The organism is Burkholderia pseudomultivorans, assembly GCF_001718415.1.
GTDB lineage: Bacteria > Pseudomonadota > Gammaproteobacteria > Burkholderiales > Burkholderiaceae > Burkholderia > Burkholderia pseudomultivorans_A.
This window is the reverse complement of sequence record NZ_CP013377.1, coordinates 2,345,847-2,366,700: the sequence shown is the minus strand read 5'-3', so window position 1 is coordinate 2,366,700 and position 20,854 is coordinate 2,345,847. Positions and strand designations below refer to the sequence as shown.

Genomic DNA, 20,854 nt, shown 5'->3' with positions numbered 1-20,854 from the left:
GTCATGAATTATATTGAAGGGGCGCGAGGATGCGGGACGTGGTCGAAACCGGGGCGGGGGATGCGATGTGCGTGCGGTTGACGCGCGAGTGCCGGCGCGTTATGAGCGAAACTCGATGTCCGTCGAGATATCGGCGCCGGCGGCCTTCGCAAGCGCGAGTACCCGATCGAGGTCCTCATGCCCGACGGCGAACGCCGTGTATTCATCGGATCCGTTGTCGAGGTGCAGCAGCACATAACCCCTGTCGTGCAGCCATCGACCCAGCACGCTCAATCCGGCGGGAACGTCGCCGTCGGCGCTCCAGGTCCAGCGCTCCGCGACGCCCAGCGTATCCAGCATCTGGTTTGCCTGCCATTCGATGTTATCCGACGCGCGCCAGTCGACCGAGATGCACAGGCACCAGTCGGAAGTGTCGATGACTTCCGGCGTCGTGCTGACATCGCGCGTGAGCACCCAGTCGAGTATCGACGACGCGTCCTCGCCCGGCTCCGCGTGGTGTACATACGCGACGAGGCGCTCGCGTGTGGCGGCGTCGAGCGGCTTGACGATGATTTCCACGAGATCGGCGAGGGCCGACAAGGCCTCTGGCGACGGCGAGAAGTAGTCGCGCAGCATCTCGGCATCGGAAATCGACGGCTCTGCCGGCTCAGGCGGGTTATTCGCGTCGACTGCCTTGCTGTTACCGAACCAGCGCCTGAAAAGACGGACCATGAGATTTTCCTGTTTGTTCGTCTGGTGGTCGACCGTGTGTGGGCGAACAACGCGAGACGGCGTTGACCGAACAGTCACGGCACACTCAGTTTAGAGCGATATCGATTCGACATCGAAACCGACTGTCGCGGGGAATGCGCGCGGATCGGCCGCTTCGGGCCGTCTGCGGTTAAACTCGTCGCGATAATGTGGTCGCGCGTTTCTTCCCGAAGTTTCGACACACACACTTTGCTGCCGGATAAAAGGAACTCCAGCGTTGATGCTCTATGGAATCTCGGGATTTGCCATTGCGATGTTCCTGGCACTCGTCGCGACAATCGGCCTGATCGTCGTCGTTGCGTTGCTCGGCCTCGGTCGGACCATTCGCGAGAGCCGGCTCTGGAAGCGCAGCCTGATCGGCTGCATCGTCATCGCGGGCATCGAGGTCATCATGCTCGCCGGCAGCACGGCGATCGAGCAGCTTTACGAGCGGGCCCGTGTCGCGTGGTACACGCACCATCTGACGCAGCCTGCCGTCTTCGATGGCGCAACGTTTCCGGCAGGGTCGACCGTCGTGCAGAGCCCCGACTGGCCGCATGCGGTAACGGGCGGCACCGTCCCGCCGAACACGCCGCTGTGGGGCGCCGCCGTGAGCGGCGACTTCGCGTCCGACTCGATCGATGCCTCCGTCGGTAAGGGCACTTATCTCACGGAAGGAACGCTGGCCCGGCCGGCAAGCTTCGAAGGCATCGCTTGCGCGGCCGGCCCGTTCTCTTATCGCGCCGGGCAGGTCAGTCGCGACTATCAAAAGAAAGTCGTGTGCACGCTGGCGTCGGATTTTCGTGCGGGCGACGTCGTTTTGCCGACCGGCAGCCACATCGAAGCGATCGATACGGACGCCACGCGCGTGGGGACGATCTCCGGCACCTTGCCGCGCGAATGGTCCACGTTCGGCGTCCGGTGTGCGAAGGGCGCGTTCGACATCGACGGGTCCGCTCGATTTACGTGCGTGTCGGCGCAGCGGCAGCACGTCGCCGGCTATGATCTCGCCGCGGATCGCAAGATAACCGTCTATCGGAGTCCGGAAGGCGAGCCGGCCGTTCGCGAGGGCGTGCTCGCGTCGACGCTCAAGGTCGACGTCATGCGCATTCCGGCGGGCGCCTGGATGTATGTCCCTGACGACAACGACTTCGCGAATTCGGCTGAACGCGTGAGTTCGCTCGCACTGGAGCGGCACCAGTATCTCGAGTTCGGGATTCCGGCCGGAACCGCGCTGCATGTCGCGGACGAAGTGCTGGAAGGCGGTGCGGTGACGGTTCAGATGAACGGCATCGGTGCCAACATCGAGGTTGCGGGCAAGTCGGACGATCAGGCGAGTCGACGCTATACGTTACTTTTCGGGGCGAAGTGACATTGCGTGTCGCAGCGGGCGGACCGTGCCGCATTCGTGCGAAGATTGACGGCGACCCATCCCAACCGAGACCGACGTGACCCGATCGAACCCCGAACGCGATCCGAATTCAGTCCTTGCCCCCTGGATGCCCGTCGCCCTGGCCGAACTCGGCATCCGCCGCCACCCGCCCGGCAGCATCAACCCGCGCATCGTCGAATACAACAACCAGACGAACCTGGTCGGCTACGACGACAAGATTTCGTGGTGCTCGTCGTTCGTCAACTGGTGCATGACGCGCGCCGGGATTCGCGGCACGGGCTCCGCGCTCGCGCGGTCGTGGTTCGAATGGGGCAGGCCGCTGGACAAGCCGGTCTACGGCTGCATCGCCGTGCTGACGCGTGACGATCCGGCGAGCTGGAAGGGCCATGTCGGGTTCTACCTGCGTCACGACGACGAGCACGTGCATCTGTTCGGCGGCAACCAGCTCGACGAGGTGCGCGAGCTTGCGTATCCGCTCGGCGAGGTAATCGGATACCGCTGGCCCGACGCCGGATAACGCCGCCGCGCATCGAATCGTCGCAACGGCATGTCACGGCGTTGCTAAACTGTCGCGAACTGTTTTGACCCTTCGGAGCCGCGCGCGGCACCGCCCGTGCCGACTCGATCTCCGCATCCATCAGGAGCCTGCAGTGCAAACCGGTAATCTCCGTCTCTACGCGGACGCGCAATACGCGAGCCCTTACGCGATGTCCGTATTCGTCGCGCTCGAGGAAAAGACGCTGCCTTACGAACTGGTGACTGTCGATCTCGGCAACCGCGCGCACTTCGCGCCCGACTATGCGGCGACCTCGCTGACGCAGCGCGTGCCGACGCTCGTGCACGACGATTTCGCGCTGTCGGAGTCGTCGGCGATTACCGAATATCTCGACGAGACTTTCCCCGGCGTGCGGCTCTATCCGGTCGATCCGCGCCAGCGCGCGCGGGCGCGGCAGGTGCAGGCGTGGCTGCGCAGCGACCTGATGCCGATCCGCACCGAACGGTCGACCGAAGTGCTGTTCTACGGCCCGTCGAGCGAGCCGCTGTCGAAGCTCGCGCAGGCCGCCGCGCAGAAGCTGTTCGCGGCCGCCGACAAACTGCTCGCGCCGGGCGCGGCGAACCTGTTCGGCGAGTGGAGCATTGCCGACGTCGATCTCGCGGTGATGCTGAACCGTCTGGTGCTGAACGACGATCGGGTGCCGCAGCGTCTGGCCGACTATGCGCGCGCGCAATGGGAGCGGCCGTCGGTGCAGCGCTGGGTGAAGCTGAAGCGGCCGCCGCTGTGATGCAACGCAGCGCCCCGGTGGCGTTGTCGCCCGACGCGGCCGCGCCGAGCGCGTCGAAAACCGCCGTGCTAGAGTAGGCCGGTCTTCCCGTTCACCCACACGAAACCATCCGAACCGCCATGAGCTATCTTCCCCAACTCGCCGCAGTCGGCGGCGTGATGTTGCTGGCCTGCGTCAGCCCCGGCCCCGACCTGATCGCCGTGTCGTCCCATGCGCTCGGCAACCGCCGCGCCGGCCTGCTGGCCGCGCTGGGCATCGCGTCGTCGCATGCCGTCTGGGCGGCGATGGCGATCTTCGGGCTCGGGCTGGTCGTCGCGAAGCTCGCGTGGCTGTACGAGGCGATCCGCATCGCGGGCGCCGCCTACCTGATCTACCTCGGCATCAAGACGCTGTCGAGCCTGCGTCAGTCGGCGCAGCAGCCGGAAGCCGCGCGCCAGCCGGCCGTGCGCGGCGGCGCGCATGCGTATCGCAAAGGCTTGCTGGTCGGCCTGACGAACCCGAAGGCCGCCGCATTCTTCGGCAGCCTGTTCGTCACGCTGCTGCCCGCGCATGCGCCGGCATGGGTGCACGGCGCGACGCTGGCCGTGGTCGTCGCGGTGTCGCTGACGTGGTTCTGCACGGTCGCCGTGCTGTTCTCGACGAATCGCGTGCAGGTCGGCTATGCCAGGCTGCGCAAGCCGATCGACGCGGTGATGGGAACGATCCTGCTCGGGCTCGGCGCGAAGCTGGCGCTCGATCGCTAAGCCGGAACCCGCTGTCGCACACACGCCCGGCGCCGGGCCTGCATCCGGCGCCCGCATCGCATCCTCAATTCCTCGCCACGGCTTCCGCTGCTTCCCCCGCCTCATTCCTGCTCCACCCGCCGCCCAGCGACCGATACAGCGCGACCGCCGCGAGCGCATGCTCGCGCTTCACCTGATTGAGCGAATCCGAGTCGCGCAGATACACCTCCTGCGCGGACAGCACATCCAGAAAATCCGTCGCACCGCCCTTGTAGAGCTGATTGGCCAGCCCGAGCGCCTTGTCCGAAGCGGCCAGCGCGCTGTCGAGCCGCCGTGTCGCTTGGTCCGTACTGACCAGATTGGCGCGCGCATCTTCGACCTCCCTCAACGCCTGCAGCATCGTCTGCCTCAAGCCGAGTTCCGATTCGCGCATCCGGCTTTCGCTTTGCGCGATATCGGCGGTGATCCTTCCGGCATTGAAAATCGGGCTCGTCGCACTGAGGGCCGCACTGAACAGGTTGTCGGTCAGCGTCGGCAGCCCGAGATACGAGGCCGCGAGAATCCCGTCGGTCAGGTTCAGCGAGAACTTCGGATAGCGCTCGGCCTTCGCCACGCCGACCTGCGCTGCCCGCTGCTCGACCTGCGCATACGCGGCCAGCACGTCGGGGCGACGCAGCAGCGCCTGCGAAGGCAGCGTCTGCGGCGAGCCGGCCGGCGGCGCGGGAATATCGCCGGGCTGCGCGAGCACGAGCCGGTCGACCGATTCGGGCGTGCGCCCCGCATACACGGCAATCAGATTGAGCTGATGCGCGATCTGCGCCTGCGTCGGCGGAATCCGCGCTTCGAGCGCATCGAGCTGGTTCTGCGCGCGCGTGACGTCGAGTTCCGTCGACAGCCCGAACGTCTGCCGCTTGCGCGTGAGTTCGAGCGCATGCTGGCGGATCGTTGCGTTGTCCTGCAGGATCTTCAGTTCCTGCTGCGCCCAGCGCAGGTCGACGTACGCGGCGGCCGCATCGGCCGCGAGCGCGAGCCGCATCGCGTCTTCCGCATGCTTCTGCCCGACCAGCGCGGCTTGTGCGGCCAGCAGGTCGAGCCGTTCGCCGCCGAACACGTCGGGCGACCAGCTCAGCGCGAGGCCCGCGCCGGCCTGCTTCACGTAGCCGAGCGGCGGCGGAACGTTCTGGCGCGCGTCGGACGCATGCGCGGTCGCGTCGAGCTCGGGCAGCAGCACCGCGCGCTTCTGCACGGTCAGCGCCTGCGCCTGCTTCACGCGCTCGGCGGCCGCCTGCAGGTCGAGGTTGTCGTCGAGCACGGTTGCGATCAGGCGGTCGAGCACGGGGTCGCGGAATTGCGCCCACCACGCGGCGGCGTCGATGTCCGCACGCGGGACCTCGGTATCCCACGCGGTCGGCGCAAGCGTCCGGACCGAGTCGTGCAACGCGGGATGCTGCGCCGGCTGCACCGCGCAACCGGCGGCGAACGCGCTGACGGCGAGCGCGACGAGTAGCTTTTTCATGATGATGACCTCAGTGCGCGTCGGGCGGCGGCGCGTTCAGCGAAATGGGTTTGGAGAAAACGACGGCGATCAGCGCGACGACGAAGCACAGCGACAGCGCGTAGTACGCATCCGCATAGGTGAGCGTCAGCGCTTCGCGATAGATCAGCCGGTGCAGGTTCGCGAGCCCGGCCTGCGCGGTGTTCAGCGTATTGCCGGCGACCGACGCCCAGTACGCGGCCTGGCGATCGAGCAGCGACGCGATCTGCGGCTCGCCGGCGCTCACGTGCTCGTTCAGGCGCAGATAGTGGAAGTTCAGCCGGTCGTTGAGCATCGTCGCGCTGACCGCGATGCCGATCGCACCGCCGAGATTGCGCATCAGGTTGAACAGGCCGCTGGCTGATTTCAGCCGCGACTGCGGCAGCGAGCCGAGCGCCATCGTCACGATCGGCGGCACGCTGAACTGCTGGCCGATGCCGCGCAGCGCCTGCGGCAGCAGCAGTTCGCGCCAGCCCCAGTCGTGCGTGATCGGCGTATACAGGTAGCAGCCGAGACCGAAGCAGACCAGCCCGAACACGAGCAGCGCGCGCAGGCTGAGGTAGCGCGCCGCGAACGCATACGCGCAGAGCGCGATCAACTGGAACGCCCCGACCGACAGCAGCGCGATGCCGATCTGCAGCGAGCTGAACGCGCGCACCTGCGCGAGAAACAGCGGCGTCAGGAACACCGTCACGAAGATCCCGATGCCCGTCACGAACGACAGCAGGCTGCCGATCCCGAAGTTGCGCACGGCAAGCGCGCGCAGGTCGACGATCGGCTCGTCCGCGCTCAGCGCATGAACGATGAACAGGAAGCCGCAGATGCCGGCGATCCACGCGCAGCCGACGATCACGTGATCGCTGAACCAGTTCTTGCGCGGGCCTTCCTCGAGCACGTATTCGAGGCAGCCGAGAAAGCCCGACATCAGCGCGATGCCGAGATAGTCGCCGCGCTTGAGCAGGCCGACGTTCGGCTCGTCGATATGCACGTAGCGCGGCACCAGCGCGGCCACCGCGATGCCCGGCACGAGGTTCAGGTAGAACAGCCAGTGCCACGACCACTGATCGGTGATCCAGCCGCCGATCACGGGCCCGATCGCCGGCGCGAGCGATGCGAGCGCGCCGATCGTCGTCGACGCGATCAGCCGCTGCCGGCCGGGGAACAGCACGAATGCGGTCGTGAACACGGTCGGGATCATCGCGGCGCCGAGCGCGCCCTGCAGGCCGCGAAACAGGATCATCGAGTCGATGTCCCACGCGAGGCCGCACAGCATGCTCGTGATCGTGAAGCCGACCGCCGACGCGACGAACAGCCAGCGCGTCGACATCACCTTCGACAGCCAGCCCGACATCGGGATCACGATGATCTCGGCGATCAGGTACGCGGTCTGCACCCACGACAGCTCGTCCTGGCTCGCGGACAGTCCGCCGCCGATGTCGCGCAGCGACGATGCGACGATCTGGATGTCGAGCGTCGCCATGAAGAAGCCGACGCACATCAGCGCGAACGCGAAGACGCGCTGCCGGATCGGTTGCGACGCGGGGTCGCCGGTGAAAGCGGTGTTCATGGTCGGCTCCCGGTCAGTTCGCGTGCGCGGTGTGCACGGTCACGACCGCCGACAGGCCGGGGCGCAGCACGCGCTCGAGGCCCGGCTGCGGATCGAGATGCACGCGCACCGGCACGCGCTGGACGATCTTCGTGAAGTTGCCGGTCGCGTTCTCGGGCGGCAGCACGCTGAAGGTCGCGCCGGTCGCGGGCGCGAGGCTGTCGATGCGGCCGTGCAGCGGCGTGCCCGACGCATCGAGCGTCACGTCGACGCGATCGCCGGCGCGCATCTTGCGCAGCTGGTCCTCCTTGAAGTTCGCGTCGATCCACAGCCCCGTCGCGGGCACGATCGTCAGCAGCGGCACGCCGACGTTGGCGAGCATCCCGACGCGGCCGGTGCGGTTGCCGACATAGCCGTCGACCGGCGAGCGGATCGTCGTGTACTCGACGTTGAGCGCGGCGACGCGCTGCGCGGCCAGTGCGGTGTTCACGCGCGCCCGCGCATCGGCGAGCTGCGCGCCGAGCACGTCGAGCTGGCGCTTCGATGCGAGCAGCGCGGCGTCGCTGCGCGCGACGGCCGCATCCGCCTTCGTGTAATCGGCATCGGCGCGCTCGACGATCTGGTTCGACACCGCGTCGGATTTCACGAGCTCGCGGTAGCGCACGCGATCCGACGCGGCGCGCGTGAGCTCCGCCGACGAGGCGCTCCTGTCGGCCGCATGCTGGCCGATCACCGCGTATTGCAGCTGCTGCTTCGCTTCGAGCTCGGCGACGGCCGCGCGGGCGCTGTCGACTTCCGCGCCGGCCTGTGCGAGCTTCGCGTCGTAGTCGCGCGCATCGAGCTGCACGAGCACGTCGCCGGCCTTCACGCGCTGGTTGTCGGTCACGAGGATCCGGTCGACGAAGCCGTTGACCTTCGGCGCGAGCACCGTCACGTCGCCGCCGACGTAGGCGTCGTCGGTGCGCTCCTGGAAGCGCAGCACGAACAGCCAGTCGAGCGCGGCCGCCACGATCACGACGACGACGGCGCCGGTCGCGATCCGCATCCACGGCACGCGACGACGCTGCTTCGCGGGCGGTTCGATTGTGGCTGCCTCGCGGGAAGCCGCAGTTTGGGTCGTATCCATCGATTCACCTATGTATATGCACTTATCAAAGCGATCGGCGATACCGTGTCGATCGCGGAAAGGGTCAACGTTCCGGCAGGTTGTGCGTGATCCGGAACAACTCGTCTCTGAGGCGCGCCGCCTGCTGCGGCCCGAAGCGCCGCTCGAACGCCTGCTGCGCGTCGCGCCAGTGCGCGTGCGCTTCGGCGATCTTCGTCTCGCCTTGCGCGGTGAGCGCGAAGGTCTGCCGGCGGCAGCGCGGCTCGGTCCGCCCCGCGACCAGCGCCGCGCCGATCAGCGGCCGCAGCGCGCGCAGCAGCGCGGTGCGCTCGATCACCAGCACGGCCGACAGCGTCGCCATCGTCAATCCCGGGCGTTCGCGCAGCAGCGCGAGAATGCTGTATTGCGACGGCGTGACGCCTGCCCGCGACAGGTAGCGTTCGTAGAACTGCGAGATCCGGCGGGCGGCCTGCCGGATCGCGAAGCAATCGTCGTCGGTGAGGGTCGTCATGTGCATGTACACATGTTAAGCGGCGCGCGGGCGTGGAGCGATGTGCGAGGCGGGATCAGATTGGTGTCGCGGCCGTACCAATCGAGCGCGGGCCGGCGCGGGCGAAGAACCCGCGCGTCAGGCCGCCATCGACGTGATCCAGTTTTCGCGCTCGCAGTAGCGGGTCGTGTAGTCGATGAATGCCTTGACCTTGGCGGGCAGCAGCGCGCGGTTGGCGTAGGCGAGCTTGATCTCGACGAACGCGTCGAGCAGCTCGGCGTCTTCGAGCAGCGGCACCAGCGCGCCCGACGCGAGTTCGGCGCTGACGAGCGTTTTCGGCACGACGCCGATGCCGAAATCGTGCATCACCATCTCGCGGTTGAACACGGGGCTGTTCGACGAGATGTCGAAGCGGAACGGCACGGTCAGGATGTCGCCGTCGACGCGGAACGACAGCGCGGGCCGGCGCAGCGACGGCGACAGCGGCACGAACGGATGATCGGCGAGATCGGCCGGCGTGGCGGGGCGCGGATGCGTGCGCAGATACGCGGGCGTCGCGACGATCACGAACGGAATCCGCGCGATGAGCCGCACGACGGTCGTTTCGCTCGTCAGCATATACGGCACGACGATGCCGATGTCGTAGCCTTCGCCGACGAGATCGACGGGCCGCTCGGTCAGCGTCACGTCGAGGCGCAGCTTCGGGTGCGCGCTCTTGAAGCCGGCGATCAGCGGCACGAGCTGGTTCAGCGCGGCCGTCGTGTGCACGACCAGGCGCAGCAGCCCTTCGGGTTCGCGCGTCTGCGTCTGCGCCTCGAGTTCGAGCGCGTCGAGCTCGTCGAGCACGGCCGCGCAGCGTTCGTAGAGACGCTCGGCCGTTTCGGTCAGCGACACCTGGCGCGTGGTCCGGTGCAGCAGCCGGCCGCCGAAGCGCGCCTCGAGGTCCGCGACCGCGCGCGACACGACCGGGCGGGCGAGACCGTGCATGTCGGCGGCGCGCGTGAAGCTGCGCAGTTCCACCACCGACCGGAAGATCCGCAGCTTGTCGATATAGTCCATGTCCGTCTCCTGGCCGGCCGTTACGGCGGAGTGTACATTGACTTTATGCATATGCACATATAAATTGCGCATCATGAACGACACCCGGATTGCCCACGCCTGCAACTGCCTCGCGCTGCGCCAGGCGACGCGCTTCGTCACGCAACTGTACGAACGTCATCTGGCCCCGGTCGGCGTCACGCCCGCGCAGTTCTCGATCATGGCGAACCTGACGCATCGGCCCGGCATGCTGATGAGCGAGCTGGCCGAGACGCTCGTGATGGATCGCACGACGCTGCTGCGCGCGCTGAAGCCGTTGCAGCGCGACGGGCTCGTCGCGGCGGCCGCGTCCGAACACGATGCGCGTGCGCATGCGCTCGGTCTGACCGCGCTCGGCGCCAGCACGTTTGCGCAGGCGAAGATCGCGTGGCAGGCGGCGCAGGACGAGTTCGAGACGCAGTTCGGCAAGGGCCGCGCGAAGGCGTTGCGCGAAGAACTGTTCGAACTGACCGGCAAGCGGTAACGGAAAACCGGTCGCGCCGGCGTGCCGGCGGCTATGTGCGACGCCAGTGCCGTGGTCTGGTTCGCAGCCGCCCGGCGGGGCTTCTCGTCGCCCGCGTACCCCTGTTCCCCATCGATCCCCGTTTCATCACGCCGTGGCGTTCGCCGTCGCATCGGCGCGCGCGTCCGTTGCCGAACGCGTCGAGTACGATGCACTCCTGCCTGACTGGCGCAAAATCGTATCCAATTTTCTGATTTCTCCGCGTCAACCTTTGAAATTGGTCACGATCGTCGATGAATTGGTCTGAATATCGTCCGGATGGATAGTTTTCTGGACATATTTTATTTCCAGTTGTACAGTCGCATCACGAACTTCACGGAGCGGCGCAGCGGGCGCCGTCGACAGGAGCGACCTATGTTGCAGTTGAGCGACCGCGACGACGCGATGTTGCGCGGGGATTTCGGCGAAGGCGTCGCGCGGGCGATGCGGATCGTCGCGCGCACGGCGGACGTGATGTCCGCGCCGCACCTGATCGACATCACGTCGGCGCACATCGACGGCTGTCTTTATCACGGCCAGACGAGCCTCGACTTCGTCGAATACTTCGTCGCGACCGGCGCGCGGGTCGCGGTGCCGACCACGCTGAACGTCGGCTCGCTCGACCTGATCCATCCCGAGCTGTACCACGGCGACCGCACGATCCAGCGCGACGCGCAGCGCCTGATGGACGCGCATCTGCAACTCGGCTGCGAGTCGAGCTTCACCTGCGCGCCCTACCAGTTGAAGAACCGGCCCGCGCGCGGCGAGCAGATCGCGTGGGCCGAGTCGAACGCGATCGTGTTCGCGAATTCGGTGCTCGGCGCGCGCACCAGCCGTTACGGCGACTTCCTCGACCTCGCCGCCGCGATCACGGGGCGTGCGCCCTATGCGGGGCTCCATGTCGAAGCGAACCGCGCCGGGCAGATCGTCTTTACGGCGCCGGATTTCAGCCATCTGCCGACGCGCGACATCTACTTCGCGGCGCTCGGCCTGCTGGTGGGCAGGATCGCCGGCGCGATCGTGCCGGTGATCGTCGGGCTGCCGGCGGATACCACCGAGGACGAGCTGAAGGCGCTCGGCGCGGCGGCCGCGTCGAGCGGGGCCGTCGCGCTGTTCCACGCGGTCGGCGTGACGCCCGAGGCGCCGACGCTCGACGCGGCGCTGCACGGCAAGGCGCCGCGGCAAACGGTCGACGTCTCGATGGCGGATCTCGTCGAGATTCGCCGCACGCTGAACCACGGCGCGCAAGGCGATGCGCTCGTCGCGGTCGCGCTCGGCACGCCGCATTTCTCGCTCGCCGAATTCCGCACGCTCGCTGCGCTGCTCGACCGTTTCGAAGGCCGGCCGAAGTGCGATTTCTACGTGAATACGAGCCGGTTCATCTTGTGGGAACTCGAAGAACTCGGTCTTGCGAGCCGCTTCGCGGCGCGCGGCATCCAGATCGTCGTCGACACGTGCACGTACATCACGCCCGTGATGAAGCAGCTGTCGGGGCTCGTGATGACCAATTCCGGCAAATGGGCGTCGTATGCGCCCGCGAATATCGGCGTGACGGTCGCGTACGGCAGCATGAGCGAATGCGTCCGGTCGGCGTTTGAAGGAAAGGTGCGATTCGATGACTGAAGCAAAGGGCGAGGGCGCGGTGCTGTCGGGCGATACGCTCGTCGCGGGGCATGCGGTTGCGCAAACGGTGGTGCTCGAGAAGCCGCTGAGCTTCTGGGGCGGCTACGATTCGGCCGCCGGGCGGATCATCGATCGCGGCCATCCGCTGGCCGGCGCAAGTCTCGCCGGCCGGATCATGGTGATGGCGCATGCGAAAGGGTCCAGTTCGAGCAGCAGCGTGCTCGCGGAAGCGGTGCGCAACGGCACGGGCCCGGTCGGGATCATCCTGAAGGAGCGCGACCTGATCATCTCGATCGGCGCGATCGTCGCGGCCGAGCTTTATGCGATCGCGGTGCCGGTCGTGTGCGTGCCGGAAGCCGCGTACGACACGATCGCCGCCGCATCGGGGCCGATCCGGATCGAAGCGGAAGACGGTATCGGCGGCGCGCGGATCTACCTGTAGCGACGCACCTGCCGATCCCGACGGCCGGCGCGCTGCATGCCCGGCCGTCCCGGTTTTCATCCTGAAGATTAGGATGACATACCAATCGGCGCACGGATGCCGGCGTTTCGTCAGGACGCGTCCCGTTCGCAAGCACGGGGCGTCGAACCGGCCCGGAACGCGCATTCGGGCGCGATGGCGCGGTGCTCACCGGGGCGCCGGCCCAATCCGGCTCGCGATATCGCGGGCACTCGTTGAGGAGACTGCATGAAGACGAAAATCGTTGTTGCATCGCTCGTATTGGGCGCGGCCGCGACCGGCATCGCGCACGCGGAGCAGGTCGTCACGATCGCGATCTCGGGGCCGCTGACGGGCCCGCAATCGGTCAGCGGCAAGGACGACGAGAACGGCCTGCGGCTCGCGATCGAGTCGCTGAACCAGAAGCCGATCCAGGTCGGCGGGCAGCCGGTGCGGTTCCGGATGATGTCCGAGGACGACCAGGCCGATCCACGGACCGGCGTGCAGGTCGCGCAGCGCCTGCTGGACCAGCGGCCGGTCGCGTTCTTCGGGCCGCAGAACTCGGGCGTCGCGATTCCGGTCGCACGCCTGACCAGCGCGGCGCGCGTGCCGATGCTGACGGTTGCATCGAATCCGCAGCTCACGACGCTCGGCTACGACAACCTGTTCCGCACCGGCGCGAGCGACTCGGTGCTCGGCGCGTCGATGGCCGCGTTTGCCGCCGGGAAACTGGGCGCGAAGACGGCGGCCGTGATCGACGATCGCACCGCATACGGGCAAGGGCTGGCCGAGCAGTTCATCGACAAGGCGAAATCGCTCGGCTTGCAGGTCGTCGCGCGCGAGTTCACGCATTCGCAGGCGAACGACTTCCTCGGAATCCTCGCGACGATCAAGGGCAAGAACCCGGACGTGATCTTCTTCGGCGGCTATACGGCGCAGGCGGCGCCGATGGCGCGACAGATGGTGCAGCGCGGCGTGCGGGCCAAGCTGCTCGGCGGCGACGGCATCTGTTCGGTCAATATGGCGCAGGTCGCGCAGGCCGCGTCGCGCAACGTCTTTTGCGCGATGAGCGGAACGGGCCTCGAGGGCACCGAACCGGGCCGCGACTACATCGCGCGATATCGCGCACGGTTCAAGAGCGAGCCGCAGACTTACGGCATCACGTATTACGACGGGATGATGCTGCTCGCGAAGACGATGGAGGCCGCGCAGACGACCGATCCCGCGAAGCTGATTCCGGCGTTGCGCTCGGCGTCGCACCGCGGCGTGGCGGCGACCTACGCGTTCACGAAGCAGGGCGAACTGCTGGACGCGCCGACGACCGTCTTCACGTTCGAGAACGGGCAGATGGCGCCGGTGCGGTAACGCGGCGAGCGGTGGCCGTGCGGCCGGGCGATCGCGCGCGGCCGGCGCGTAGCGCGCACCGGCGCCGCGCCGACCCCGTTACACCGCGGCCGCCGCGGCCCGGTAGGCGCTCGGCGTCTGTCCGGCCCAGCGCCGAAACGCGCGCGTGAAGTTCGCCGGGTCGGTGAACTGCAGGCGCTCGGCGATCGTCTTGAGGTCGAGATCGGACGCCGCGAGCAACTGCTTCGCGTCGCGAAACCGCGCTTCGTCGAGCAGCTGGCGATAGCTCGATCCGGCGTCTTCGAGTCGCCGCCGCAGCGTGCGCGTCGACACGAGCAGCGCATCGGCGAGCGTGTCGGGCCCCGGATAGTCGCCCGCCGCGCGCGCCAGTTCCGCGCGCACGCGTTCGACGAGGTCGCCTTCCTCCTGACGGACCTGCGCATATTCGCGCTCGACCTGCACGAGCGCCTGCCGGTGCGCGACGTCGTCGGCGAACGGCAGCGGCCAGTCGAGCACGTCGCGCGCGATCCACAGCGCATTGGCCGCGCAGTCGAAGGCCACGGGCGGCAGGCAGTCGCGATAGCGTGCGAAATAGGCCGGCTCCGGCCACGCGAACCGCAGCGCGATCGCCGGCGCCGCACGCCCCGCCCATTGCGCGATGTTCTGCGCGAGGCCGGTCAGCACGAACTCGAACATCACGTGATGCTGGAGCACCGGGCTCGCCTGCACGCCGTGCAGTTCGAGCGTCGCGCCGCGTTCGTCCTCGACATAGGTCAGGCGATACTGGCGGTTGCGCATCCGGAAGTAGCGGTGCGTGACCTGCAAGGCTTCGCGGATGTCCCGCGCGGTCAGCGTCGCATAGCCGAGAAAGCCGTGCACGGTCGGCTTCAGCAGCAGCCCGAACGCGAGGCCGATGCCGGGGTCGCCGCCGATTTCGATCGCGTTGAGCACGAGCCGCCCCCATTGCGACGGCGCGACGCGCGCGTCGGGCTCGGCCAGCACCGTGTCGCGCAGGCCCGTGCCGGCGCGCACCGCGTCGAGGTCGACGCCGCGCGCGGCCAGCGCCTGCAGCAGCAGGCGCGGATACGCGACCGGAATCGTCGGCCGGCGCAGCCCGAGGCGGTCCTTGCGGGATGGGGAGGTCATCTGATATTGGCCGGAAATGACAAGCATTATGGCTGTTTGCCCCCTCACGTTCAACGCGGCGCACGGCCTACGATGCAGCCATCGCTTCTCTGCCTGCCGATCATGACGACACCCTTTCCCCACTTGCTCGCGCCGCTCGATCTCGGCTTCACGACGCTGAAGAATCGTGTGCTGATGGGCTCGATGCATACCGGCCTCGAGGACAGCCGCAAGACGCTGCCGCGGCTGGCCGAGTATTTCGCCGAACGCGCGCGCGGCGGCGTCGGCCTGATCGTGACGGGCGGTTTCGCGCCGAACGTGGCCGGCTGGACCAAGCCGTTCGGCGGCACGCTGATGACCTCGGCCGGCGCGCGGCGGCATCGCGCGATCACCGATGCCGTGCACGCGGAGGACGGCAAGATCGCGCTGCAGATCCTGCATACGGGCCGCTACGGCTATCACCCGTTCGCGGTCGCGCCGTCGAAGATCAAGTCGCCGATCTCGCCGTTCGCTCCGCACGAGCTGAGCGCGCGCGGCGTCGAGCGGCAGATCCGCGCGTTCGTGCGCTGCGCGCAGCTCGCGCGCGAAGCCGGCTACGACGGCGTCGAGATCATGGGCTCCGAGGGCTACCTGATCAACCAGTTCATCTCGATGCATACGAACAAGCGCAGCGACGCATGGGGCGGTTCGTACGAGAACCGGATCAGGCTGCCGATCGAGATCGTCGAGCGCACGCGCGAAGCGGTCGGGCGCGACTTCATCCTGATCTACCGGCTGTCGATGCTCGACCTGATTCCGGACGGCAGCGACTGGCGCGAGACGGTGCAGCTCGCGAAGGCGGTCGAGCGTGCGGGCGCGACGATCATCAACACCGGGATCGGCTGGCACGAGGCGCGCGTGCCGACGATCGCGACGTCGGTGCCGCGCGGCGCGTTCGCATGGGTGACGAAAAAGATGAAGGGCGAGGTCGGCATTCCGCTCGTGACGACCAACCGGATCAACCGGCCCGAAGTGGCCGAGCAGATTCTCGCGGACGGCTGCGCGGACATGGTGTCGATGGCGCGTCCGCTGCTCGCCGACGCCGAGTTCGTGATCAAGGCCGCGCAGGGCCGCGCGGACGAGATCAATACCTGCATCGGCTGCAACCAGGCGTGCCTCGATCATGCGTTCAAGAACCGCATTGCGTCGTGCCTGCTGAATCCGCGCGCGTGCCATGAAACCGAACTGGTCTACGCGAGCGCGCGGCAGCCGAAGCGCATCGCGGTGGTCGGCGCGGGGCCGGCCGGCCTCGCGTGCTCGACCGTGCTCGCGCAGCGCGGCCATCGGGTGGATCTGTTCGATGCCGCGTCCGAAATCGGCGGCCAGTTCAATATGGCCAGGCAGATTCCGGGCAAGGAGGAATTCAATGAAGCGCTGCGCTACTTCGCGCGGCAGGTCGAGCTGACCGGCGTGAAGCTGCACCTGAACCGCCGCGTCGACGCGAGCGAGCTGATCGCGGGCGGCTACGACGAGATCGTGCTCGCGACCGGCGTGTCGCCGCGCGATCCGAAGATCCCCGGCCAGGACGGGCCGAACGTGCTGAGCTATATCGACGTGCTCGCGGGCAAGCGGCCGGTTGGCCGGCGCGTCGCGGTGATCGGCGCGGGCGGGATCGGCTTCGACGTCGCCGAATATCTGGTGCAGGACGGCGTGTCGCCGGCGCTCGACCTGGACGAGTGGAAAGCGGAGTGGGGCGTGACCGATCCGGCCGCGACGCGCGGCGGCGTGACGCGTGCGCAGGTGTCGCCGCCCGCGCGCGAAGTGACGCTGCTGCAGCGCAAGGCCGCGCCGCTCGGCAAGGGCCTCGGCAAGACGACGGGCTGGATTCACCGCGCCACGCTGAAGATGAAGCAGGTGAAGATGATCGGCGGCGTGAACTACGAGCGAATCGATGCGCGCGGGCTGCACGTGTCGTACGGCGAGCAGCGCACCGGTCACGAACTGATCGAAGTCGACACGATCGTGCTGTGCGCCGGGCAGGAGCCGCAGCGCGCGCTGCTCGCGCCGCTGCAGGCGGCAGGGCGCCCGGTGCACCTGATCGGCGGTGCGGAACTGGCCGCCGAGCTCGATGCGAAGCGCGCGATCGACCAGGGCGCGCGGCTCGCGGCGCGGCTGTAACACGCGCGCCGTCGCCGCGCGACGCGCGCCCGCCTGGCGGTGCGCTTCAGGCCGCTTCGGCGCGTTCCTCGGCCTCCGCTTCGAGCATCGCCTTGACGATCAGGTAGACGGCCGGCAGGTCGTCGTCGTCGCGACGCCAGTCGACCGGCTCGTCGACGTCCGCGGCGACCAGCCGGCTGTCGCGCAGCCGGATGAACGCATCGACGACGGTCGGATCGTTGCGGTTCAGAAACCCCGGATTCGAGAACGCGAGTTCTTCGACGTCGAGCAGCGCCTGCCAGCTCATCGTGCGGACCGCGGCCGGATGGCTGCGTCGGCGCAGGCCGAGCGCGCGCTGCGCGGGACCGCCGACGACGCGTTGCAGATCGACGACGGCCCGCTGCGCGGCACGCTCGAAATGGGCAGGATTGAAGCCGGGTTGCTCGGGATCGAATGCGGATGACTGGAACATGGTCGCCTCACAAAAGTCCGTCCGTCGATGCCTGACGGAATTCGGGTCAAATGGTGCAAAAGCACTGTAAATATATACAGTGTCCGATGCGGTTTCAAGTCCCGGCTTGCGAAATTTTGCGCGGCGGGCAAGGCGCCGAGGCGGGATATCGTCGCGTTACACCGCGGCCGCGATGGTTTCGCGCAGCCAGCGATGCGCCGGATCGCGATGCACGCGTTCGTGCCACAGCATCGACATCTCGTAGCCGGGCACCTCGACGGGCGCCTCGACGACGCGCAGCGCGGGCGCGTCGCGCACCAGCCGTTCGGGCAGCATCGCGACGAGGTCGGTGGCGGCGACGGCCGACATCAAGAACAGGAAGTGCGGCACGGAAAGCGCGACGCGGCGGGTCGCGCCCACCTTCGCGAGCGCCTCGTCGGTGACGCCGAAAAAGCCGCCGCCGTCGGGCGACACGATCACGTGCTCGAGCGCGGTGAATTGCGCGAGCGTCGGGCGGCGCTTCAGCTTCGGGTGACCGGCGCGGCCGACCAGCACGTAGCGCTCGACGAACAGGGGCAGCCGTCTCATGCCGGCCGGCGAACCTTCGGTCATGTGGAACGCGAGATCGATCCCGTTGCGCTCCGCGTCCTGCTCGATGCGCGGCGGCACCAGCTCGACGACCGCGAGCCGCGTGCGCGGCGCGGCCGCGCGCAGCGCCGGCAGCGCGGGCAGCACGATCGTCGATTCGCCGTAGTCGGTCGCGGCCACGCGCCACGTATGCGTCGCGGTCGCGGGATCGAACGGCGTCGCCGGCAGCACCGCGCGCTCGACCGCCTCGAGCGCGTCGCGCAGCGGCTCGCGCAGCGCTTCCGCGCGCGCGGTCGGCCGCATGCCGCGCGGCCCGGGCAGCAACAGCGGGTCGCCGAACAGCTCGCGCAGCTTCTGCAGCTGCACGCTGACCGACGGCTGCGACATGTTCAGCTTTTCGGCTGCGCGCGTGACGTTGTGCTCGGCGAGCAGCACGTCGAGCGTGACGAGCAGGTTCAGATCGAGACGCCTGAGATTGTTCATCGCTATACCTGGCATATCGGGAATTCATTTCCAATATACCGAAGGCGGCGGCATCCTGCGGTCATGCCATCGACGGAGTCTCGAACATGAATGTGCTGATCGTCTATGCCCACCCCGAACCGCGTTCGCTGAACGGCGCGCTGCGCGACTTTGCCGTCGCGCATCTCGAAGCGGCCGGTCATGCGGTGCAGGTCTCCGACCTGTATGCGATGAACTGGAAGGCGACGCTCGACGCGGACGACGCGACCGATCGCGGGCCCGATGCCGATGCGCGTTTCGATCCTTCGCTCGACTCGAAGCGCGCGTTCGAGACGGGCACGCAGCGCGACGACATCGCACGCGAGCAGGCCAGGCTGAAGTGGGCCGACGCGGTGATCCTGCAGTTTCCGCTGTGGTGGTTCTCGATGCCGGCGATCATGAAGGGCTGGGTCGAGCGCGTGTATGCGTACGGTTTCGCCTACGGCGTCGGCGAGCATTCGGACACGCACTGGGGCGACCGCTACGGCGAAGGCACGCTGGCCGGCAAGCGCGCGATGCTGATCGTCACGGCGGGCGGCTGGGAATCGCACTACGGCGCGCGCGGCATCAACGGGCCGATCGAGGACCTGCTGTTCCCGATCCAGCACGGCATGCTGTACTACCCGGGCTTCGACGTGCTGCCGCCGTTCGTGATCTACCGGACCGGCAAGATGGACGATGCGCGTTTCGAGGCGACGCGCGCGGCGCTCGGCGCGCGTCTCGATGCGCTGCACGACACGCCGCCGATTCCGTACCGGCGGCAGAACGCGGGCGATTACGAGATTCCGGCGCTGACGCTGAAGGCGGAGATCGCGCCGGAGCAGACGGGGTTTGCCGCGCATCTCGCGCACGAGTATTGAACGTGCCCGGTGGCGGGAGGGCAGGCAGTGTCGCGCGCGCCGACAGCGGACGCGCGCCGCGACGAGTCGACAGGCGCGGCCAAATCCAGTAGTTTCCCGAGATCGAAGCGATTTGTCTGTTTAATGAATCGCGTGCCCGTGCCGTCGGGCATCGCGAATCGATCTCGACGGAGAACAACAACCATGTCACTGGAACAGGCGGACCGCGCCGAACCGCCGCAGGGCGACGATCGCAACGTATTGCTGATGGCGCTCGAAGTCGGCGGTTATCTGACGGAGGAGGCGGCGGAGCGTGTCGGGCAGCGCCTGAAGGACAGGCCGGACGAGTTTCCCGATACCGGCTCCGCCCGCGCCCTGCTCGACTGGTTGATCGCCGAAGGCTATACGACCGGGGAGGCCGAGGCGAAAGCGACGCAGGCGGTGCTGGACTCCAGCTTCGCGGACGTGCGCGCGAAACTCGTTCTGCTGGACATGCTGCAGGACATCGATCCGCGCTTCGCGCAGCGTCTCGACGAGACGATCGCGTCGGTCCAGCGCGGGCAAAAGCGGCAACGGATGCTGACCGGTTTCGGCGTGCTGGTTGCCGCGCTCGCGGTCGGCGCCTATCTGCTGTGGCCGGCATCGACGCCGATGTGCGGCGCGTCGACCACGGTCAAGACGCTGAATTCGCTGATGTTGAAGTTGCGCGTGGAGATGATGCGGAAGGACCCGATGCACGCGCTGGGCAGCGAAACCTATCCGCATGTCGCCAACCATCGCGAAGTCGGCTATGACGAGGCCAATCGCTCGCGCGGCTGCCTTGCGGACCTGACTGTCGCCGACGAGCACACGACGCTCGGTTACGTCGTCCGGCATGACGACAAGGATCCGGGTACATTCGTCGTGCAGACTTTCCCGTCCGAATACGTGACGGCCCGCTACAGTGCGGCGGGCCTGAACCCGAAGCTCGGCGCGCCGCTCGGGCGCGAGGTCATCGGCGCCGCGTTCAGGGAGGGCGTCGCACGGTTCGACAAGCAGGTATCGGATCGATCGCCGAGCTACGGCAAGTCGCTGCCGGGCGACGACACGCCTGCGACGCTGACGAGCAGCGTGCAGGGCGTGATGCCGGCCGCCGACTGCAGGCGGATCGACGGCGACCGCGTATCGTGCCCGCTGCTGATCGACTACCGCGACAGGCTGCTCGGTGCGATCGGCATGCCGTCGATGCTGCAGCTGAAAGGCGATTTCACGTTCGTCAAGGACGGCAGCGGCTGGAAGACTGCCGACGATTTCGACGAGACGCTGATGAAGGCGATCGTCGCGCGGCGCGTCGCGGAGGTATCCGGCGACGCCGCCGCCGACCAGGTGGATTCACGGAAGTGAGATGCGACACGGGCGACCCGCGAGGAAACCGCAGGTCGCCCGTG

20 protein-coding genes are annotated in these 20,854 nt (G+C 67.8%); 11 read left to right on the top strand and 9 right to left on the bottom strand.

Annotated features, from left to right (window positions below; genetic code table 11):
- Positions 1-99: 99 nt before the first annotated feature.
- Positions 100-711 (bottom strand): DUF6630 family protein, encoded by a 612-nt coding sequence (locus WS57_RS10165; protein WP_059519094.1) that lies wholly within the window; start codon positions 709-711, stop codon positions 100-102.
- Positions 712-1,051: 340 nt separating this feature from the next.
- On the opposite strand from WS57_RS10165, the gene WS57_RS10160 reads away from it, so the two are divergent.
- The 4 genes from WS57_RS10160 (at position 1,052) to WS57_RS10145 (ending at position 4,148) form a co-directional block, all read left to right on the top strand.
- The gene (locus WS57_RS10160; protein WP_155774282.1) at positions 1,052-2,101 is read left to right on the top strand and encodes a hypothetical protein; all 1,050 of its coding nucleotides are present in this window, start codon (positions 1,052-1,054) and stop codon (positions 2,099-2,101) included.
- A gap of 127 nt (positions 2,102-2,228) precedes the next feature.
- Complete coding sequence (locus WS57_RS10155) at positions 2,229-2,639, top strand: TIGR02594 family protein (RefSeq protein WP_069244144.1); 411 nt, start codon at positions 2,229-2,231, stop codon at positions 2,637-2,639.
- A 133-nt stretch (positions 2,640-2,772) separates the two neighbouring features.
- Positions 2,773-3,405, top strand: coding sequence for a glutathione transferase (gene yfcF, locus WS57_RS10150; RefSeq protein ID WP_081055883.1), 633 nt, complete (start codon positions 2,773-2,775; stop codon positions 3,403-3,405).
- Positions 3,406-3,524: 119 nt separating this feature from the next.
- Entirely contained in the window at positions 3,525-4,148 is a 624-nt protein-coding gene (locus WS57_RS10145; protein WP_059480759.1) for a LysE family translocator, read from the top strand.
- 64 nt (positions 4,149-4,212) lie between these two features.
- Here WS57_RS10145 and WS57_RS10140 read toward each other — a convergent pair whose 3' ends face one another.
- From WS57_RS10140 to WS57_RS10120, 5 genes are all read right to left on the bottom strand, one after another.
- Complete coding sequence (locus WS57_RS10140; RefSeq protein WP_069244143.1) at positions 4,213-5,643, bottom strand: efflux transporter outer membrane subunit; 1,431 nt, start codon at positions 5,641-5,643, stop codon at positions 4,213-4,215.
- Positions 5,644-5,653: 10 nt separating this feature from the next.
- Positions 5,654-7,228, bottom strand: a complete 1,575-nt coding sequence (locus WS57_RS10135) for a DHA2 family efflux MFS transporter permease subunit (RefSeq protein WP_069244142.1) — start codon at positions 7,226-7,228, stop codon at positions 5,654-5,656.
- 13 nt (positions 7,229-7,241) lie between these two features.
- Positions 7,242-8,333 carry an HlyD family secretion protein gene (locus tag WS57_RS10130; RefSeq protein ID WP_040130310.1) on the bottom strand — a complete coding sequence of 364 codons (1,092 nt, stop codon included), beginning with the start codon at positions 8,331-8,333 and terminating at the stop codon, positions 7,242-7,244.
- Between the two features lie 64 nt (positions 8,334-8,397).
- On the bottom strand, positions 8,398-8,829 hold the full coding sequence (locus WS57_RS10125) for a MarR family winged helix-turn-helix transcriptional regulator (protein WP_009691701.1): 432 nt from the start codon (positions 8,827-8,829) through the stop codon (positions 8,398-8,400).
- Positions 8,830-8,940: 111 nt separating this feature from the next.
- The gene (locus WS57_RS10120; protein WP_059480748.1) at positions 8,941-9,861 is read right to left on the bottom strand and encodes a LysR family transcriptional regulator; all 921 of its coding nucleotides are present in this window, start codon (positions 9,859-9,861) and stop codon (positions 8,941-8,943) included.
- Between the two features lie 73 nt (positions 9,862-9,934).
- On the opposite strand from WS57_RS10120, the gene WS57_RS10115 reads away from it, so the two are divergent.
- The 4 genes from WS57_RS10115 (at position 9,935) to WS57_RS10100 (ending at position 13,808) form a co-directional block, all read left to right on the top strand.
- The gene (locus tag WS57_RS10115) at positions 9,935-10,363 is read left to right on the top strand and encodes a MarR family winged helix-turn-helix transcriptional regulator (RefSeq protein ID WP_009691699.1); all 429 of its coding nucleotides are present in this window, start codon (positions 9,935-9,937) and stop codon (positions 10,361-10,363) included.
- Positions 10,364-10,756: 393 nt separating this feature from the next.
- On the top strand, positions 10,757-12,004 hold the full coding sequence (locus tag WS57_RS10110) for an aconitase X (RefSeq protein ID WP_059519082.1): 1,248 nt from the start codon (positions 10,757-10,759) through the stop codon (positions 12,002-12,004).
- Positions 11,997-12,446 (top strand): aconitase X swivel domain-containing protein, encoded by a 450-nt coding sequence (locus tag WS57_RS10105; RefSeq protein WP_009691696.1) that lies wholly within the window; start codon positions 11,997-11,999, stop codon positions 12,444-12,446. The genes WS57_RS10110 and WS57_RS10105 overlap by 8 nt, the downstream gene beginning before the upstream one ends.
- Positions 12,447-12,692: 246 nt before the next feature.
- Positions 12,693-13,808 (top strand): branched-chain amino acid ABC transporter substrate-binding protein, encoded by a 1,116-nt coding sequence (locus WS57_RS10100; protein WP_009691695.1) that lies wholly within the window; start codon positions 12,693-12,695, stop codon positions 13,806-13,808.
- A 78-nt stretch (positions 13,809-13,886) separates the two neighbouring features.
- On the opposite strand, the gene WS57_RS10095 is transcribed toward WS57_RS10100, so the two are convergent.
- Positions 13,887-14,960, bottom strand: coding sequence for an AraC family transcriptional regulator (locus tag WS57_RS10095; RefSeq protein WP_059519078.1), 1,074 nt, complete (start codon positions 14,958-14,960; stop codon positions 13,887-13,889).
- A 75-nt stretch (positions 14,961-15,035) separates the two neighbouring features.
- On the opposite strand from WS57_RS10095, the gene WS57_RS10090 reads away from it, so the two are divergent.
- A complete protein-coding gene (locus tag WS57_RS10090) occupies positions 15,036-17,069 on the top strand; it encodes an NADPH-dependent 2,4-dienoyl-CoA reductase (RefSeq protein ID WP_059519076.1) in 2,034 nt (677 codons plus the stop codon).
- Positions 17,070-17,115: 46 nt separating this feature from the next.
- On the opposite strand, the gene WS57_RS10085 is transcribed toward WS57_RS10090, so the two are convergent.
- Positions 17,116-17,520 (bottom strand): DUF2471 family protein, encoded by a 405-nt coding sequence (locus WS57_RS10085; RefSeq protein WP_059519069.1) that lies wholly within the window; start codon positions 17,518-17,520, stop codon positions 17,116-17,118.
- Between the two features lie 156 nt (positions 17,521-17,676).
- Complete coding sequence (locus WS57_RS10080) at positions 17,677-18,570, bottom strand: LysR family transcriptional regulator (protein ID WP_040130302.1); 894 nt, start codon at positions 18,568-18,570, stop codon at positions 17,677-17,679.
- A gap of 86 nt (positions 18,571-18,656) precedes the next feature.
- Between WS57_RS10080 and WS57_RS10075 the strand changes: the two genes are divergently transcribed.
- Complete coding sequence (locus tag WS57_RS10075) at positions 18,657-19,448, top strand: NAD(P)H-dependent oxidoreductase (RefSeq protein WP_069244141.1); 792 nt, start codon at positions 18,657-18,659, stop codon at positions 19,446-19,448.
- Positions 19,449-19,475: 27 nt separating this feature from the next.
- Positions 19,476-20,810 carry a hypothetical protein gene (locus WS57_RS10070; RefSeq protein WP_236871880.1) on the top strand — a complete coding sequence of 445 codons (1,335 nt, stop codon included), beginning with the start codon at positions 19,476-19,478 and terminating at the stop codon, positions 20,808-20,810.
- Positions 20,811-20,854: the final 44 nt, after the last annotated feature.

Excerpts from the sequence above, each read along its gene's own strand:
- WS57_RS10115 (WP_009691699.1), top strand. The coding sequence starts at position 9,935 with ATGAACGACACCCGGATTGCCCACGCCTGCAACTGCCTCGCGCTGCGC.
- WS57_RS10135 (WP_069244142.1), bottom strand. The coding sequence starts at position 7,228 with ATGAACACCGCTTTCACCGGCGACCCCGCGTCGCAACCGATCCGGCAG.
- WS57_RS10130 (WP_040130310.1), bottom strand. The coding sequence starts at position 8,333 with ATGGATACGACCCAAACTGCGGCTTCCCGCGAGGCAGCCACAATCGAA.
- WS57_RS10125 (WP_009691701.1), bottom strand. The coding sequence starts at position 8,829 with ATGCACATGACGACCCTCACCGACGACGATTGCTTCGCGATCCGGCAG.
- WS57_RS10085 (WP_059519069.1), bottom strand. The coding sequence starts at position 17,520 with ATGTTCCAGTCATCCGCATTCGATCCCGAGCAACCCGGCTTCAATCCT.
- WS57_RS10120 (WP_059480748.1), bottom strand. The coding sequence starts at position 9,861 with ATGGACTATATCGACAAGCTGCGGATCTTCCGGTCGGTGGTGGAACTG.
- WS57_RS10105 (WP_009691696.1), top strand. The coding sequence starts at position 11,997 with ATGACTGAAGCAAAGGGCGAGGGCGCGGTGCTGTCGGGCGATACGCTC.
- WS57_RS10165 (WP_059519094.1), bottom strand. The coding sequence starts at position 711 with ATGGTCCGTCTTTTCAGGCGCTGGTTCGGTAACAGCAAGGCAGTCGAC.
- WS57_RS10140 (WP_069244143.1), bottom strand. The coding sequence starts at position 5,643 with ATGAAAAAGCTACTCGTCGCGCTCGCCGTCAGCGCGTTCGCCGCCGGT.
- WS57_RS10145 (WP_059480759.1), top strand. The coding sequence starts at position 3,525 with ATGAGCTATCTTCCCCAACTCGCCGCAGTCGGCGGCGTGATGTTGCTG.
- WS57_RS10090 (WP_059519076.1), top strand. The coding sequence starts at position 15,036 with ATGACGACACCCTTTCCCCACTTGCTCGCGCCGCTCGATCTCGGCTTC.
- WS57_RS10075 (WP_069244141.1), top strand. The coding sequence starts at position 18,657 with ATGAATGTGCTGATCGTCTATGCCCACCCCGAACCGCGTTCGCTGAAC.
- WS57_RS10110 (WP_059519082.1), top strand. The coding sequence starts at position 10,757 with ATGTTGCAGTTGAGCGACCGCGACGACGCGATGTTGCGCGGGGATTTC.
- WS57_RS10080 (WP_040130302.1), bottom strand. The coding sequence starts at position 18,570 with ATGAACAATCTCAGGCGTCTCGATCTGAACCTGCTCGTCACGCTCGAC.
- WS57_RS10095 (WP_059519078.1), bottom strand. The coding sequence starts at position 14,960 with ATGCTTGTCATTTCCGGCCAATATCAGATGACCTCCCCATCCCGCAAG.
- WS57_RS10100 (WP_009691695.1), top strand. The coding sequence starts at position 12,693 with ATGAAGACGAAAATCGTTGTTGCATCGCTCGTATTGGGCGCGGCCGCG.
- WS57_RS10155 (WP_069244144.1), top strand. The coding sequence starts at position 2,229 with ATGCCCGTCGCCCTGGCCGAACTCGGCATCCGCCGCCACCCGCCCGGC.